We start from the raw sequence: 17,069 nt of genomic DNA, 5'->3' as shown, positions 1-17,069 counted from the left end.
AGAGGGAGTGAGATGCCTCTGCCGGAGGCTCACGCGAGACGTCGCGACCACAATGTAGAATTCTTGACCAGCAATCTTAGCGAATCAGACTGCTCGATTCCCGTCAGCGAATATCCGTCTCCGCCTCAGTAAGCGAAGAACAGCAGGCACCCGTCACCGCGAACAAGCCAGCAACCAGAAGAAGAGTCCCAACCGCAATGAAGCCCGCCTCAAGCCGACTGGCACTGCTCGCGCTAGCAGCGACATTACTCACGACAGCCTGCGCGCCCGGCATCATCCACCACAACACGTATTACACAGACACGTCGCGCCCAGCGCGATACCAGGACACCCGCATCCGTTTCCTCGTGATGCACTACACGGAGATCGACGAAAAACAGTCGCTAGACGTACTCACGCAAGAGCAGGTCAGCGCTCACTACGTCGTCTCCGATCATCCAGAAGAAAAGCATGGCGAGCCCATCATCTGGCAACTGGTGCCTGAATCCCAACGCGCCTGGCACGCGGGCATCAGCTTCTGGCAAGGCACAACGGAACTGAACGCTGCTTCGATCGGCATCGAGAACGTGAACCTCGGCCCCATCGACGGGCCGCAAGGCCGCACATGGCAACCGTATCCGCCGCAGCAGGTCGACGCGTTGATCCGGCTCGCCAAAGACATCGTCACGCGCTACGACATTCCGCCAACGCGTGTCGTCGGCCATAGCGACATCGCGCCGCAACGCAAGATCGACCCGGGCCCGGTCTTCCCGTGGAAACAGCTTTACGACGCAGGCGTCGGCGCGTGGCCCGACGAATCCACCGTCACGAAAGAACTCGCGGGCCGCGAGCCGCATGCGCCCGCCGACGTTCGCGCGCTTCAGCAAAAGCTCGCGCGCTACGGCTACGAGGTGGCAACCGACGGCGTCCTCGACGACAGGACGCGCCGTGTGTTCGCCGCGTTCCAGATGCATTTCCGTCCCGCCGACTACTCGGGCAACCCGGATGCGCAAACGGATGCGATCGCCCAGGCGCTGCTCGACAAGTACGTGCCGAACGCCACACCCGAACCGGCACCCGCCGCGCCCTGAAGCCGGCAAGGCGCCGTGCGCGCCAGATGCCGGGCCGGATGCGCAATAAACCCGGGCGAACGCCTCGACTCCGGTAAACTTGCAGTTTTTCCGCTTGCCCAGGCATTTCCCCATCATGACTCAAGACGAACTCAAGCAACTGGTCGGCCAGGCGGCCGCCGACTACGTGATCGCCAACGTGCCCGAAGGCACGATCATCGGCGTTGGCACCGGCTCGACCGCGAACTGTTTCATCGACGCGCTCGCCGCGCACAAAGCGCGCTTTCGCGGCGCCGTGTCCAGCTCGGTCGCGACGACGGCGCGCCTGCAATCGCACGGTATTCCGGTGTTCGACCTGAACGACATCGAATCGCTGCCCGTCTACGTCGACGGCGCCGACGAAATCGATCATGGTGGCGCGATGATCAAGGGCGGTGGCGGCGCGCTCACGCGCGAGAAAATCGTCGCGTCGGTGGCGGAGAAATTCCTCTGCATCGCCGACGCGAGCAAGGTCGTCGACGTGCTCGGCCAGTTTCCGCTACCCGTCGAAGTCGTGCCGATGGCGCGCACGGCAATCGGCCGCCGTGTGACGGCCTTGGGCGGCGTGCCAATCGTGCGTGTGACGAAGGACGGCGCGCCGTTCTTGACTGACAACGGCAATGAGATCATCGACGTCAAAGGCCTGCGCATCACCGATCCGCGCACGCTCGAAGCGCACGTCAACGCGTGGCCGGGTGTGGTGACGGTGGGCCTGTTCGCGGCGCGCGGCGCGGATCTCTGCCTGCTCGGCACGCAGAAGGGTGTCGAGACGATCGTCTACCCGAATCGCTGACAAACCAGCCGCCGGCGCGCGTGAGCGCAATGCGACCGCGCCGGCATCCCTCGCGCAGTGCCGTCGGCGACATTACTGACGAAGCAGCCTGGGCCAGCACGGTCTGCGCGGCTGCTCCGCTTTTCTTTCCTCCAATGCATGCGGTCCGTCCCGGACGGTTGGACGGCATTCATTCCATCGGACTTGCGCCGCACTGATGCTACGGCGCACTTCGGTTTTCCCGCAAGTCGTTAAGATTCCCAGGCGAAAGTACGGCGGGCGCGCCAGCCAGATCGCGCGCGCGCGATCGTAGTGAGCCTGAACGCAAGCATATGTGCGCTCGCTCACATATATGCATCGAGCCGCCCTCTGCAGGAGGTGCTGTTCGAGCGCCACAACGACATGATGCCGCCTGGACAGTCCGGCATCACGGCGACGCCAGACACACTCTCAAAGCTCGTCGCAAGACACTTCCCGTTTCCGACCATCAGGCCGCAGCGAATTCAACCCCTTCGGACACGCGTTGCGTGCGCTCGCGCACGCAACGTGCAAGGTTGTCACCGCATCGGATCGGGCGACGCCAAAGCGGGATCAGGCGATCGCGAACCATTGGTGGGATTTCGCACGGAATCGCTGCTCCCGTCCCCGTACCTTATCGATGTGATTTGCGCATTGCCGCTCTGCATGAATGGTGGACAGCGACATCACAGGGGACCGCGCAGAGTGGGCGCGCGCGAAAGAGAAAGCGGAAACGTCCAGCAGAAAGCGCACAGCAGGGCTGCTGCCGGACACGATCGCTTTCGCGATGCGAGGGAAGACCATGCGAACGGCTGCGGCTAAACATCGACCATTGAACGCGACGCAGTGGGGTAGGAATATGTCCGAGCTGGTGCATCGTGCGATCGATATCGCGCTAATTGTGCTGGGCGCTTTCGGCGCATTGCACTTGAACCTGAGCTTCAACGTGGCCGCAGTGGGTCCTGCGCACCAGCTCGACCCGACGCTCGTCGCGTTCGTCGCCGCGCTCGCGTTATCGGTGTTTCCAGCGTGTGGAACCTATCCGCCGCGAGGACGGCATCCCGTCGCGAGCGTCGCCGGCCGCACGGCATTTGCATGGCTCGCCGTGCAACTCTGCGGGCTGGCTTTGCTTTATGCAATTCATCGCGACAACGTGATTTCCATGCCGTGGTTCATCTACTGGACACTGACCACAGGCATTTCGCTGCTCGCCTCGCATACGCTTTTCTTCGCGCAGTTCAGCGTGGCCCGGCAGGCCACCGCATGGCTCGGACGCGGGGACACGGACCACGATCTGGCCGAAACCGAACCGCACACGGGCTCGATCAGACATGCTGTCAAGCGGGCCTTCGACATCACGCTCGGCCTGACCATGATCCTCGCGCTGTTGCCGTTGCTCGCGCTGGTTGCGCTGGTCGTGAAGCTGGACGGTGGTCCGTCGATATACGGCCATACACGCGTGGGCCGCAATGGCGAAAAGTTTCGCTGCCTCAAGTTTCGCTCGATGGTGGTCAACTCGCAGCAGGTGCTCGACGAGTTGCTCGCGAGCGATCCCGTGGCACGCGCCGAGTGGGAGCGTGAGTTCAAGCTCAAGAACGACGTGCGCGTGACGCGCATCGGCCATTTCCTGCGCCGCACGAGCCTCGATGAACTGCCGCAGCTCTGGAACGTGGTGCGCGGCGAGATGAGCCTCGTCGGCCCACGGCCGATCACCGCGCAGGAACTGGAGCGCTATGGCGCGCACAGCAAGTACTACCTGATGGCAACGCCTGGCATCACAGGACTGTGGCAGGTGAGCGGACGCTGCGAGACCGACTACGCGACGCGCGTCATGCTCGACGTGAAGTACGTGACGAACTGGTCGCTGCGCGCCGACATCGGGATTCTCTTCAAGACGTTCTTTGTGGTGATCAAAGGGAACGGGGCGTATTGACGTTGAACGCTGTGGAGATCGTGATCTGAACGTCGCTTGCGGCACGAGACGGCACGAGACGGCACAAGACGGCACGAGGCGAGACGGCAGGGCATTGGCATGAACGAGCGGGCATCACCAGGCATCGTGAAATGAGCAGCATCGGACCTGATTCGCCGCGCACCGTACGCCGCGGACTGGCCGCACGCAATATGGGGGTTTGACATGCAACTCAATCGAGTTTGCGAGCAGTGGAGGACTCAGGCGCGCGCTGCGCGCCTGTCTTCGTGGTGGCGAACGGTTCGCTCACGGGCGAGGCTCGACCTTGCACGCGTGAACTGTCTGGCCGCGTCCCGATGGGCAGCGCCCGCAGCCGCCGCTGTGCTGCTGTCGGGCTGCGCGCTGTCGCCGGGGATGACTTTCCGGGGCATGCCTTCGGGCGATGCGGCGCAAGCGGTGAGTGCCGCGCACGGCGCGGCGGCTGGTACAGGTTCGCAACAGGCGTCGGGCAGCGATCGCGCACCCACGGGTTCGCTGGTCGAAATTACCGATGACCTCGTCGCAAAGCAGCAGCAGGAACGGCCGACGGGCGTGCCGGACGACGTGCGCAGCCTGTTCGCCAAGCCGGAGCCCTATGTGATCGGGCCGGGTGACGTCCTCAGCATCGTCGTGTGGGACCACCCGGAACTCAGCATGCCGGCCGCCACGACGGGAGGCGGACAGAGCACGTCCGGGGCGCCGCTCGTCGCGCCCGGCTATACGGTCGATGTGAATGGTTTTATCCAGTACGCCTATATCGGACCCATCAAGGTCGAGGGCCTCTCGGAAATGGGCGTGCGGGATCTGCTCACGAGCAAGCTGGGCCGCTATGTGAGACAGCCGCAGATGACGGTGCGCGTCGAGACTTACCGCAGCAAGCGCGTTTATCTCGACGGCGAAGTGAAATCGCCGGGCGTGCAGGTGCTCAACGACGTGGTGATGACGCTTCCCGAAGCGATCAACCGGGCAGGCGGCTTTACCGACAAGTCGGACCGGTCGAAGGTGACGCTGACGCGCGGGGACAGGACGGTGGTGGTGGATATGCCGGACATGATCCGCAACAACGTGAACCCGGACCGGATCATCGTGCGCGACGGCGACCTGATACGCGTCTATGGGCAAAACGACAGCAAGGTCTTTGTGATTGGCGAAGTGCAGCGTCCCGGCGGGCTACCGTTCAACAACGGGCGCATGACGCTGAACCAGGCGCTGGGCGACGCGGGCGGCATCAGCCAGACTTCCGGCGACGCGTCGCAGGTCTACGTCGTGCGGGGACGCGATGTGGGCAGGCGCGTGGTCTATCACCTCGACGCGACCTCGGCTTCCGCGATGGCCACGGCCGATTCGTTCGAACTCAAGCCGAACGATGTGGTGTTCGTCGATGCGTCGTCACTGGTGAAATGGAGCCGCGTCATCGGACTGATCCTGCCTGCGACCCAGGCGGCGTCGGCGACGCGAGCACTCGGCTACTGATCGTTATATATCGATGCACGTGCCCGGCACCTCGTGGCGGGCACCGACGGAGAGACAGATTGAAACAGCGCGAATATCTGCTAGAGGGGTCGCTTGACGACGGCATGATGCCGCCGGAGGGCGGGTATGTCGGCAAGCTTCTCGACACCCTGTATGAAGGCCGCAAGACCATTGTCATCATCGCGGCGCTCTTTACGCTCGTGGGCCTCGTCTACGCGATGCTCGCTCGCCCTGTCTATCAGGCGGACATGCTCATCCACGTGGAGGATAGCGATGGCGCCGCGAAAAACGCGCTGGCCGATGTGTCGGCGATGTTCGCGGTGAAGACCGCGGCCTCGGCGGAGATCGAAGTGCTGCGCTCGCGGATGGTCGTCTCGCGTGCCGTCGAAGCCACCCAGCTTTATATCAACGCCTCGCCGCGCTACTTCCCGGTGGTGGGCCGGTGGATGGCAACCCATCTGAACGTGTCGAGCTGGTCGGGCCGCGGCGGCTACGCGTGGGGCGACGAGGCGATTACCGTGGCGCACTTCAACGTGCCCGATCGCATGTACGGTGTGCCGTTCATCATCACGCTCAAGGGCAACGGCGAGTACACGCTGGCGCACAATGGCATCGATCTGCCGGGCCGGGTCGGCGAGACGCTGCACGCCGACGTGCCGGGGGGCGCAATCGACCTGCTGGTGAGCGGGATTGACGGACGCCCCGGCGTTACCTTCGAGCTGTCGCGCTCGTCCGAGCTTTCGGCGACCCTCGACCTTCAGAGCAGGCTGATGATCTCGGAGAAGGGCAAGGAGTCGTCGGTGATCGGCGCGGCGCTGGAAGGCGGCGACCCCGTGAAGACGAGCGTGATCCTGAATGCGATCGGCAACGAGTACATGCGCCAGAAGGTGCAGCGCACACAGGAAGAAGCCGAGAAATCGATTGCGTTCCTCAACCAGCAATTGCCGGAGTTGAAGGCGAAGCTGGAGCAGGCCGAAGAAGAATACAACCAGTTCCGCTCGGAGCACGGCGCGGTCGATCTGGGCGCGGAAGCCGCGGCCTTGCTGCAGAGCACGGCGCAGGCGCAGAACCGCATTGCCGAGTTGCGGCAGCAGCGCGCCCAGCTGGACGCACGCTACATGCCCGACAACCCCGCATTGATTGCGACCAATGGGCAACTGGAAGAGGCCGAGAAGGCGCTGTCTGAACTGGCTGTTCAGACGAGGCGGCTGCCGCCTCTCGAGCAGAGCGTGCTGCGCCTGCAACGCGAAGTTCAGGTCGACACGAACATCTACACGAACCTGTTGAACACCAAGGAGCAGATGCGGCTGGCCAAGGCGGGCAAAGTCTCGAATGCACGTCTGATCGACAGCGCGGCAGTACCGGAGGGACCCATCCGGCCCAAGCGCACGCTGATCGTGGTGGCGGGTTCGCTCACGGGCATTTTCGTCGGCTCGGCGTACGTGCTGTTCAGGCGCAGGATGAATAGCGGTATCGCGATGGTCGACGAAATCGAGGCGGGCGCGGGTTTGCACGTCTATGCCGCCGTGCCGCGCAGCCGCATGCAGCAAATGCTCACGCGCCGTCTGCCGGAGAGCCTGCCGGGGACGTGCAGCGTGCTCGCGTGCACGGCGTCATTCGATTCCGCCGTCGAGAGCCTGCGCAGCTTCAGGGGGGCGCTCGAATTCGCGTTGCGCGATGCACCCAATCATGTCGTCCTGCTCGCCGGTCCGACGCCGATGGTGGGCAAGTCGTTCGTGTCGGTCAATCTGGCGGCGCTGCTCGGCGCGTCGGGCCAGCGTGTGCTGCTCGTCGACACGGATCTGCGGCGCGGCTCGCTGAACGCCTGTGTCGGCGTGCCTTGCAGCCCGGGCATTACGGACATCCTGCAGGGCACGCCCTATGAGAGCGCGGTGCATCGGCAGATCATGCCGGGCGTCGACTTCGTGGCGAACGGCGGCTACGTGGCCAATGCGAGCGAGCTGCTTCGGCATAGCCGCTTCAGGCGCTTTGTCGAATGGGCGGACCGGGAATACGACATCGTGCTGATGGACGCGCCGCCCATCCTGCCCGTTGCCGATTCAGGCATCGTCGCCAATCTGGCGGGGATGGTGTTCCTGGTCGCACGCCAGGGGGTGACGAGTGTGTCGGAGCTGCGCGAATCGGTGCGCCGCTTCGAACAGATCGGCGTGCCCGTGCGCGGCGTGGTGTTTAACGACATGACCTCGCGGCCCGGCAAGTACGGCAGCGAATATGCCGCCTATGGCTACGCGAGCTACAGCAATACGGGAGGCGACGCAGGCACCGCGAGCTGAACGCATGACGGCCATCATGGCTGTCATGCGGGGCCGCACCGGGGCACCGGGGATCGTTGCCTGTGCGTTCGTCAGCACCGACGCGATGTCGTGCAGGACGACGGATCGACACCGCCGTAGCGGCAGATCATCACGCGCTCGCGCGAGCCCACCGCGCGGATGCCGAAAAGGAACCCGCGTCACACCTCCCGTTTGCAACCTCGACCCTGCGCCAGTCGCTACCGCGTAGCGGCCGTTGCTTCCTTTCCGCGACGTGCGCACGTCGGCATCCCTTCCCTGGTAACGCTCAGATCAACCTGGGGCGCAGATGCGGCCCGGTTGCGGTGCTACGTCAGGCACGCTGCGCGTCGACTGCGCCCGACGCGGCAACGGCAGTTGCCGACATGGCCGGGCAGTCCGCGTCCAGTCGATGCGCAATGCAAGGTGACGCTCGTGATGTTCCAGCCAACGTCGAAGCGGCTTGGGACTGGCGCGCCACAGCCGTTCGAGATGGGTTGGGTGTCATGTCCGGATAGAGCATCCGGCGGATCGGGCGCGTAGGACGGCTTAGCGCGCGTCGTGATTGACTTGCACCTTGCGCGTGGGCCCGTCGTCAGCGGCGATGAGTTCGCGGTTCAGGCCCGCCAGTCTGGCGCCGCGCGACGGAATGACGGGCACGGATTGCAACAGCCTGCGTGCGCTGCGATGCAGCGGCCTGTCGACGAACCAGTAGAGTGCGACGCCCACGGCTGTCGCGATGACGATGATGATGGCCACCCCGACGGGCGCAGTCGCGTCAAAGCCGTCGATCACATTCGCCAGCAGCTTGCGCGCGGCTTCGACACAGTACGGATGGCTCAGATAGATGGCATAACTGGCGTCGCCTACGAGCAATGCGCCTTTCGTCAATGGGCCCGAACCCAGCTTCGATTCGAGACTCAGGCAGCTCGCGACCAGCAGGAACGCGGGAATGCCGAAGTAAAGCAGGTGCGCGTTCGACAGCTGGTTCCAGTTCACGTACGCCATCCATACGTAGGCGGCGGTTGCGACGCCGCCGGCAAGCGCAGGCTTGATCAGCACGCCGCGCTTCCACAGCTGATAGACCACGAAGCCGAGCGGGAACTCGAACATGCGCTGATACGAATAAAACTCGGCAAACGCGCCACGCGAAGCCGATGCCGTCGCCGCGCAATAAATCATGAAGATCGCCGCGGACACGAACAGTAGCCGATGGCGACGCATCAGGACCAGCGAGATTGCCGTGACCACGTAGAACATCATCTCGTAGTTCAGCGTCCAGCCGACGAACAACATCGGGAAGATCAGGCCACTTTCCTTGCGATAGGGAATGAAAAACAGCGATTTCAGCAGATTGCCGAAGTCGGCGGTCGTCGAGTTGAACAGGGAGGGCGCGACAAGCGTGCCGCCGATGACCACGAACGTCAGCAACCAGTAGAGCGGCACGATCCGCGCTATGCGATCCGAGAGGTAGCGTTGCGCGGTGATGCCGGGGCTGTCCAGAACGAGCGCGATGACGAAGCCGCTCAGGACGAAGAAAACATCGACACCGAACTCGCCGAACGTGTGCCCGGTCGGCGCCATGATGTGATAGAAGATGACGGTGATGGCCGCAATGCCGCGCAATACGGTGAGAGACTGGAGCTTGTTCATGTATCGCGATCTTCGTATTCGCCAATGCCGGGCGGAGCGGATGCTCTGCATTTCCGTGGTTAATTCTGACATTACAAAGCCGCAAGCGAGTGCGCAGTTGGTGTGTGACCGTACGCAATCCAGCAATTAGTGGCGCGATGCCGATCTTTCCCGGCAGAGGGTTTGGGCAGGCCACGCCTTGGCACGGCCACGTTCCTGCACAGCATCACTGGCTTGCTGACCGGCCGTGACACGCTGGCGAACGTGGATCACGTTCTGTTCGCCAGTGCACACACTTCGGATGCGGCCGAGCATCACAATCATGTTCTATACCCCTGCCACACAGGCATAAGCAGAGGCACAAGCAGAGGCATAAGCATCGCGATGCAGGCGTGGCGAAGGGCACACGGAACCTGCAAGCCTTCCCAGCGAGGAAAACGCCGTGAAGCATCCCATAGCCGCCATCCGTATCGTGCTCTCCCAATCGGCCGTCTCTCGCGGCTCGCGGCAAGCGAGCAAAGCAACACCCTGCAAGTGGTTTGGCACACGCGCCGCTGCAAAGCTCGCTACCAGCTTCTGCGTGCTTGCATCCGTCGCGACGGTGCAAGCGGGCGAGCCAGTGCGGGCAATGCCTGCAGATGTCTTCATCGATACGCTCGGTGTCGTGACTCACCTCAACTATCTGGATGGCGCGTATGCGAATGTGCGCAACGTCGCTGACAATCTGGCATGGCTCGGCATTCGTCACGTTCGCAGCTTCCCACCCGGCCCGAGCGAGCCGCTCTCGACCTACACGTACCTTGCGCAACGGGGAGTCCGATTCAACTTCCTGGTGCGCCCGAATATCGCCGAGTCAATCGAGGTGGCAGCAAAACTGAATGCGGCAGTTCCCGGCAGTGTTGCGGCAATCGAAGGCTTCAACGAGATCGATAACTTCCCTGTGCCATACCGCGGCCTCACGGGCATGGCTGCCGGACTCGCCGCGCAGCGCGAGATCTACACGCGCGTGCGCAGCACGCCTGAGCTCGCGAGCGTGCCCGTCTACGACCTTACCGGCTACGATCTCAAGTCAGTCGAAACGCGCGCAGATTCCGCCGATTACGCGAACCAGCATGCGTATCCGCAAAATGGCAATCAGCCCACCTATAACGTGCCCGGCGGCGCCTGGTTACCTGCAGCCATCCATAGCGTCAAGAAATTCCAGCTACCTGTCGTCATCACCGAATTCGGCTACTTCTCGATGCCTCAGTCAGGCTGGTACATGATCGGCGTCGACGAGGCGACTCAGGCCAAAGGCGTTCTCAACGGTTACATGGACGCGGCGGCGGCGGGAGTGAAGCGGCTCTATGTGTACGAGCTGCTCGACCAGAAACCCGATCCGGAGAACAAGAACCCTGAAATGCACTTCGGACTCTTTCGCGTAGGCAACAGCCCGAAGCCGGTGGCCCACGCGATTCGCAACCTCACCGCTGTGTTGAATGCGAGTACGCCGCGCAGCACAACCGGCGTGGTGCGTCACTCGCTCGCGTATACGCTGTCGGACATGCCGGCATCGGCAAACAGCCTGCTTTTGCAGAAAAAGGACAGTCGCTTCGTGCTGGTGCTATGGAACGAAACGGCATTCTGGAACCGCGCGGAGGGAACACCCGTCACCCATCCACCCGCCCGCGTCAGCGTCGACTTTGGCGCAACTGCAAGCCGTGTCGACCTGTACGATCCACTCGTGTCGGCGACCCCGTTCGCAAGCCATCGCGACGTGCGTCAACTCACCGTGGACATTCCCGATCATGTGATTCTGCTTGAAGTCACACCAGCGGGCATGCCCGGACCCTGAGCCAGTGCGCCGGCATCTTGCCACGCGTCGATTGCAGATACCCGTCAGTCGGGAATCTGGCTATCTGGCCGCATTGGGAAACACGTAAAGCCAGGCAGGCGTCCCCTTCAACGGTACCCAGCCGGGATCTGGCAGCACGTTGGGCATCGATAGCGACACGACCGCTCGCGCGCCGCTCTGAGCGAATGCCTTCATGACCTCGTCGCGCCGTTGCGGCGTAAGCTGCGTCCAGAATACTTCGCTGTAGTCCGGGTGGATGGGTTCGACGTTTTCATCGAAGCGGGTGCGGTCCTGCGGCTCGATACGGTATGGCAGACCGCCGAACTCGGCGACGATGCGCAAGCGCGATACATAGGCCCAGCTGACCCTGACAGTGGGACGGGTGTCCCGGATCACGGCCACCGCGTCACCTGGTTGCAACCCTGAGGCAGTCAACGCGCTGGCAATCCGCCAATGCGGGTCGTCGTGATAGTCCGACTGACGAAACACCGGTTTGAGCGAAGCTGCATTGGTCAGCACAAGCTGGCCGACCATGCCAGCGCCATAGATGATGACTAAAGCAGTGGCAAGCAGGCGACGGGAATGCAGCGTCATGTCGAGCAACGGCGCCCACGTCAGAAGCGCGATCACCATGATGAACGGGCTGAGATAGCGCTCTTCGACATGAACCAGCATATAGGTGCCGAAACCTGCGACGGTTGGCAACAGTAAGGGCCAGGCCCGGACTATTGTCCTGCCGAGCGACGCTCGCCACGGCTGCCTGACGAGCGACAGCAGGAAAGCTACCGCGACCCCCAGCACGATCGGATTTAGCTTGAGTATCTGCAACAGGTTCCAGACACACCGGACGATCGCCATTAATTCGAGCTTGAGGCTGAAGAAGTGTCGAAAGCCCTTGTACCAGTACGCGACGTCGTTATACGGAGGGTAAGTTGTCCGGAAAGGTGTGCCAAAGCCGAAAGCTGGCAAGTCGGCGATCAGTTGAGTCGTTGGATGAAGTGGCCGGCCGAACTGCTCCGGTCCGCCTTGCCAGTTGCTGAAATGAGGCAGTTCATTGACGTGCCAGGGGAAATTCAACATTCCCGACGCACCCAGCGTGAATTCGCCATAGGACCAGGAGATTCCGGCGATATAGACGCCAAAAAGGAGACCGAAGGTTCCCACGACCGCTCCGACTGGTCGCCACAAGCCGCGCCTCGCGCCGCAATAGATGAGAAGCGTGAGAATGAACAGAAAGGAGAATGGCGTGAACACGCCCTTTACCCAAACACCGGCACCGAGGATCAGACCAAGCAATGTCGCGGTGAGCAGGCTCCGCCGCCGGATCAGGGATAGAAGCAGACTCGATCCGAGCAGGAAGAACGTGGTCACGAGCAGGTCTGGGCATACGGCAGAAACCGTCTCGAGACCCAGGCAGGCACCAAGAAAAACGCAGGTTCCGATCCAGATCGTAAATGGATGACGGTTCAGTGCAAGCGAATCAGGCCAATATAGCGCAAGGGCATTTCTGATCAGGCCGCGCCAGGATGCATAGGCAACCAGATAAATCACCCAGTTGATCGCCGTGATCGCATGCCACTCCCCCTCAGGGGTAGGGACGCCCAGCGAGCGCGCGGCGGCAACCAACGCGGGATAGCCTGGATTCCAGAAGGGGTTGAAAATTTCTCGCCAGTCGGTGTGAGCAACGGCCCAACTGACATTGAGATAAGAAATCCAGTCGCCGTAGTATTGCGGCCGACCGTAAATGCCTTCGGCTATACCGAGTGTGCCGACGACAATCCAGGACAGGAAGAGCTGTACGTTCCAGGTTGGCCATTTCATTGCCATGTGCCGTCTCCGCGTTCATAGCCGGAAGAGCGACAGACAGGTGCGGGAATTCCACCCTTGTCTGCGCCCATCTGGGCGTAACGTTGCATGTGATGTCTGCCTTCGAACCTGCCGGAAATCGCACGAAATGCATGTGATGCCGATCCATATCGCGCGCGGCAGGCAGCAGGAGAAGGCTGTCATTGCTTGCTTTGATTGTGGGTAAGCGTTGTGTGGTCCGATCAGCAACATCGGCCACTAACGCCGCGAACCGGTCGAGGTACGGCCTCGTCTTCTGACTGTCCTGTCGGGCGTGGACGCGCGGCAAGTCATGCGATGAATGTAGCCGGCGAGAAACAGGCTCTCTGTGCGTTGGGCAACGTCACTTTCGATCGAGCTTATCGATGGGAAGTCGATGAACGGGCTCAGTACGGGGTATCGGTACCGGTTGCACCGGCACTGGCATAGAACGCCAACCGGCGTGCCATGAGCGGATCAGATATCGTCGGCGCCTGCAGTCTGATAGCGCCTGCGGATCAGGTAGACCGGCCGGTTCTTCGACTCGTAGTAAATGCGGCCGATGTACTCACCCAGCACCCCGATGCCGATCAATTGAACCCCTCCGAGCAGGAGGACGGTCGAGATCAGCGATGCGTAGCCCGGTACGGCGACCCCTTGAATCAGGGTTCGCACGATGAGGAATGAGGCATACAGAAATGCGCCCAGCGCGACGAAGCTGCCGACGTACGTCCATACGCGAAGCGGCAGCGTGCTGAAACTCGTGAAGCCCTCCAGAGCGAAGTTCCACAGTTTCCAGCCAGAGAACTTCGACCTGCCCGCAAGGCGGGGTTCGCGCACATATTCGACAACTGCAGTCTGATAACCTACCCAGGCGAACAGACCCTTCATGAAGCGGCGCGTTTCGGGGAGCCGTTTGAGCGCGTCGACGACCTCCCTCGTAATCAACCGGAAATCACCCACGTTTTCCGGAATCTTGGTATCGCACACCGAGTTGTGGATCTGATAAAAGATGCCTGCCGTCTGGCGTTTCAGGAAGGAGTCCGTGAGTCGGTCGACGCGTTTGGCGACGACCACATCGTAGCCTTCGCGCCATTTTTCAACGAGTAAAGGAATGACTCTGGGCGGGTCCTGCAGATCGGCATCAAAAGGGATCACAATGGCGCCGCGCGCTTCGTCGAGTCCGGCCGATAGCGCCGCTTCCTTCCCAAAGTTGCGCGACAGATCGATGACACGGATGCGACTATCTTGATCCGACATGCTGATGAGCATGCGGAGCGTGCCGTCGCGGCTGCCGTCATTGACGCAGACGATTTCGAACTGCACTCCGTCGATGGCTTCAAGTACGGGAATAACCGTGCTGAAAAACGCCCCGATCATCTCCTCCTCGTTATAGAACGGTACAACGAGCGACAGGAGGGAGGGGGGGCCATCGTCGGCTGCTTTTGCGGGCAATGGATCGGACAGGGCAAGCTTGTCACGCGCATCTGCCGGCGAGGTTGCCGCTCCCCTCAGAAGCGTTTCCGGAACCAGAAAGTGAGGGCGGCTGACATAGTCCATGATTACCTCGCGAAGATGCCGCGGTTGTCCGACTGACGTGACGATCTCAAGCGTTCTGTGCGGGTCGCTTCGGCGGTATGTCCGTCCAGATCCTGCCGCAACGCGGAGCGGCTGACCAGCCTGCGGTCATGTTTTCGAAGTCTAGAGTGAGACAGTCCGGGTGTTCGTGCGCTCGGTCACACTGGCCGCCGTCGCGGCATGTTGCCGACGCGGCCTGGAGGATGGCGGCACAAGATCGGCGCACTTGCAGTGAGTACTGAAGAGAGCCACTGGCGATAAATCAACCGACTCCGTCCGCTTGCGGCAAGTCATCGGTAAATTGAAGGCTGGTTATGTTTCGACGGGATGCCAACGTTCTTCCGTGCGAAATCATTTCTGGCAAGTCATGGACAGTCCACATCGCATCTGCCCGTAGAGGCAAATATCCTGTCATGAGCGGGCTCATGTGTATGTCGGCGCACAGAAAGCAAATTGCTGGTTTGCTGTAATCGCGGGACGCATGCCGCGGCTGATGCTGTCCGTGCGCGCCCACCCGTGCCCTCGCGAGGCGCACAGGTGTCCTTCGCGATGTGGAACGTTTTCATTCTGAGGGCTGAAAATGCGTCAAGTTATCCGCGATTTCTTTTACACGTCCATCGCTGATAAGCGGGTTAACCTGCCGCTGCCGCCGACCTCGCTCGCGATCGAATCGCGCAAGCTCAATATCCTCCTGCTCGGTACGTGCGGAGTCGACATGCTCGCGAAGCGAAGCGTCGATTGCGGACACAGCATCCGGCACATGCTCATGGGGTCGAAATACCATGATCTTGTGCCGGATGTTGCCCCGACAGACGACGTAGCCGTCGTGAGCCTGACCCTCCGGCACGTTTTGAGCGAAGTCACGCAAACGCCCGAGCCCGTGGTCGACATGGCTTTTTCCCGGCTCCAGTCGGATGAAGAGGCAAGCACGCTGCTGGAGAGAGCGGGAACGTATCTTTCGCAAAAGGTCGCGCAGATTGCCGGGAAGATAACGTCGGTGCCGATTCTGTTCATGTCGTTTTTCGAACCGAGCTTCAATTATGTAGGCGATCTTATCGACCCGTTCAGTCCGCCGTCCCCGACATACCTGGTTCGTGAAATCAACCGGCTTTTGTCGGACGCTGTGCGGAAAACGAACAACTGCTACTTTCTCGACTCCAACGAGATATTGAACTTCATCGGCCGCCGGCATTTGCAGGACGATGTCGTGGCGAGCAGTTCACATGCGTCGTTTATCAACGACTGGGATTTCAAACTCGACTCGAACCGGCTGAACGCGCCGAAAGCGCTTGGCAATATTTTCAGGTATGAAGTTGCCTGCCGTGAATTTACGCTCGCGCTTCTGTCGCGCATCGAAACGATGGTCAAGATCGTCGAGCAGCGCAACCCGGTGAAGCTGATCATTGTCGATCTCGACGACACCATGTGGCGGGGCGTTGCTGCGGAAGCCGAGAGCCTGAGTCTGGAACAGCGCATCGAGGGTTGGCCCATCGGCCTCGCGGAAGCCCTGATGTTCTTCAAGAGGCGTGGCGGACTGCTGGCTATCTGCAGCAAGAATGAAGAGGCGCCCACCATCGAACGGTTCAACAGCATCTGGCGAGGCGCGATCACGCTCGATGATTTTGCTTGTGTCCGCATTAACTGGAAGCCCAAGTCACAGAACATCCTTGAAATCATCAAGGAGGTGAATCTGCTGCCGGGAAACTGCGTGTTCATGGACGATAACGACCGGGAATTGTCGGAGGTAAAGGCCGCGATTCCCGACATGCGCTGTCTTGGCGGCAACCATTACGACTGGCGGCGGATCATCCTGCGCTCGGCGGAAACGCAAGTGCCGTTCGTCACGCAGGAGTCTTCGCGACGTACCGATCTCGTTCGCGCAATCTCGCAGCGCGAAGCGGGCGCGCATTCCGCAAGTGGGGTGTCGCGCGAAGCATGGCTTGCGTCGTTGCAGCTTCGTCAATCACTTTTCTTGATAAAGACCCCGAAATCCAGACATTTCGATCGCGCCTTCGAGCTGATCAACAAGACCAATCAATTCAACACAACCGGCAAACGATGGGAGAAGTCGGAGCTCGAGAAATTCATCAGCAAAGGCGGTTACTGTATTGTCTCGTCCCTGCGGGACAAGCTGATCGACAATGGCATCATCTCGGTCTGCCTGGTGAAATGCGAGCGCATCGTTCAGGTGGTGCTGTCATGCCGCGTTTTTGGGCTCGGCGCAGAACTGGTCGTTGGAGCGATCGCAACACGGTTAGCGCTTAAAGCACGCCCGGAGATCCGTGCCGAGCTGGTCGATACAGGAAAGAACGCGACCTGTCACGACTACTTCAGGCGGATTGGTTTCTCCGAAACGACGACGGGTTTGTGCTCGAGCAGCGCGAATGAACTGCCGTCCTACATCAAGATCGAGAATCTGGGGGCTGCCGACTTTCCTCCTGTCCAGATTTAGCGCCGCCAGAGGCGCGGATGCCGCCAGTCGATTCTGTCCCGGCGGACTCAATGGCGCGTTCGATCTCTCTCTCACATCGTCATCAGCAAGGGGATGTGGTTCACCCCACGTTTCGGCGCGGATATTCCGGGCGCACGGACGGGGCGTATCTATACT

Annotated in this window: 10 protein-coding genes; 7 read left to right on the top strand and 3 right to left on the bottom strand. The window is 61.4% G+C overall.

Features of this window, described 5'->3' with window-relative positions; all coding sequences use genetic code 11:
* The first annotated feature begins 197 nt into the window (after positions 1 to 197).
* The 5 genes from BPHY_RS08625 (at position 198) to BPHY_RS08600 (ending at position 7,596) form a co-directional block, all read left to right on the top strand.
* Positions 198 to 1,070 carry an N-acetylmuramoyl-L-alanine amidase gene (locus BPHY_RS08625; RefSeq protein WP_012401086.1) on the top strand — a complete coding sequence of 291 codons (873 nt, stop codon included), beginning with the start codon at positions 198 to 200 and terminating at the stop codon, positions 1,068 to 1,070.
* 115 nt (positions 1,071 to 1,185) lie between these two features.
* Positions 1,186 to 1,881, top strand: coding sequence for a ribose-5-phosphate isomerase RpiA (rpiA, locus tag BPHY_RS08620; RefSeq protein WP_012401085.1), 696 nt, complete (start codon positions 1,186 to 1,188; stop codon positions 1,879 to 1,881).
* Positions 1,882 to 2,737: 856 nt separating this feature from the next.
* A complete protein-coding gene (locus BPHY_RS08610) occupies positions 2,738 to 3,811 on the top strand; it encodes a sugar transferase (RefSeq protein ID WP_041763456.1) in 1,074 nt (357 codons plus the stop codon).
* Between the two features lie 204 nt (positions 3,812 to 4,015).
* A complete protein-coding gene (locus BPHY_RS08605) occupies positions 4,016 to 5,302 on the top strand; it encodes a polysaccharide biosynthesis/export family protein (RefSeq protein WP_012401082.1) in 1,287 nt (428 codons plus the stop codon).
* Positions 5,303 to 5,361: 59 nt separating this feature from the next.
* Positions 5,362 to 7,596: a GNVR domain-containing protein gene (locus BPHY_RS08600; RefSeq protein WP_012401081.1), complete on the top strand. Its 2,235-nt coding sequence runs from the start codon at positions 5,362 to 5,364 to the stop codon at positions 7,594 to 7,596.
* 546 nt (positions 7,597 to 8,142) lie between these two features.
* Here the strand turns inward: BPHY_RS08600 and BPHY_RS08595 are convergent.
* Entirely contained in the window at positions 8,143 to 9,246 is a 1,104-nt protein-coding gene (locus tag BPHY_RS08595; protein ID WP_012401080.1) for an acyltransferase family protein, read from the bottom strand.
* A gap of 421 nt (positions 9,247 to 9,667) precedes the next feature.
* Here BPHY_RS08595 and BPHY_RS08590 point away from each other — a divergent pair, with 421 nt between their 5' ends.
* Complete coding sequence (locus tag BPHY_RS08590) at positions 9,668 to 11,059, top strand: glycoside hydrolase 5 family protein (RefSeq protein ID WP_012401079.1); 1,392 nt, start codon at positions 9,668 to 9,670, stop codon at positions 11,057 to 11,059.
* Positions 11,060 to 11,119: 60 nt separating this feature from the next.
* Here BPHY_RS08590 and BPHY_RS08585 read toward each other — a convergent pair whose 3' ends face one another.
* Both BPHY_RS08585 and BPHY_RS08580 read right to left on the bottom strand, forming a co-directional pair.
* Positions 11,120 to 12,886, bottom strand: a complete 1,767-nt coding sequence (locus BPHY_RS08585) for a hypothetical protein (protein ID WP_012401078.1) — start codon at positions 12,884 to 12,886, stop codon at positions 11,120 to 11,122.
* Positions 12,887 to 13,360: 474 nt separating this feature from the next.
* Positions 13,361 to 14,443 (bottom strand): glycosyltransferase family 2 protein, encoded by a 1,083-nt coding sequence (locus tag BPHY_RS08580; protein WP_012401077.1) that lies wholly within the window; start codon positions 14,441 to 14,443, stop codon positions 13,361 to 13,363.
* Positions 14,444 to 15,041: 598 nt separating this feature from the next.
* Between BPHY_RS08580 and BPHY_RS08575 the strand changes: the two genes are divergently transcribed.
* Entirely contained in the window at positions 15,042 to 16,913 is a 1,872-nt protein-coding gene (locus BPHY_RS08575; RefSeq protein WP_012401076.1) for an HAD-IIIC family phosphatase, read from the top strand.
* Positions 16,914 to 17,069: the final 156 nt, after the last annotated feature.

Origin of the sequence: Paraburkholderia phymatum STM815, assembly GCF_000020045.1 — a bacterium.
In the GTDB taxonomy this organism is placed as follows: domain Bacteria; phylum Pseudomonadota; class Gammaproteobacteria; order Burkholderiales; family Burkholderiaceae; genus Paraburkholderia; species Paraburkholderia phymatum.
The sequence above is the reverse complement of the archived record's forward strand: the minus strand, read 5'-3'. Positions and strand labels throughout refer to the sequence as shown.

Excerpts from the sequence above, each read along its gene's own strand:
- BPHY_RS08605 (WP_012401082.1), top strand. The coding sequence starts at position 4,016 with ATGCAACTCAATCGAGTTTGCGAGCAGTGGAGGACTCAGGCGCGCGCT.
- BPHY_RS08585 (WP_012401078.1), bottom strand. The coding sequence starts at position 12,886 with ATGGCAATGAAATGGCCAACCTGGAACGTACAGCTCTTCCTGTCCTGG.
- rpiA (WP_012401085.1), top strand. The coding sequence starts at position 1,186 with ATGACTCAAGACGAACTCAAGCAACTGGTCGGCCAGGCGGCCGCCGAC.
- BPHY_RS08575 (WP_012401076.1), top strand. The coding sequence starts at position 15,042 with ATGCGTCAAGTTATCCGCGATTTCTTTTACACGTCCATCGCTGATAAG.
- BPHY_RS08580 (WP_012401077.1), bottom strand. The coding sequence starts at position 14,443 with ATGGACTATGTCAGCCGCCCTCACTTTCTGGTTCCGGAAACGCTTCTG.
- BPHY_RS08625 (WP_012401086.1), top strand. The coding sequence starts at position 198 with ATGAAGCCCGCCTCAAGCCGACTGGCACTGCTCGCGCTAGCAGCGACA.
- BPHY_RS08595 (WP_012401080.1), bottom strand. The coding sequence starts at position 9,246 with ATGAACAAGCTCCAGTCTCTCACCGTATTGCGCGGCATTGCGGCCATC.
- BPHY_RS08610 (WP_041763456.1), top strand. The coding sequence starts at position 2,738 with ATGTCCGAGCTGGTGCATCGTGCGATCGATATCGCGCTAATTGTGCTG.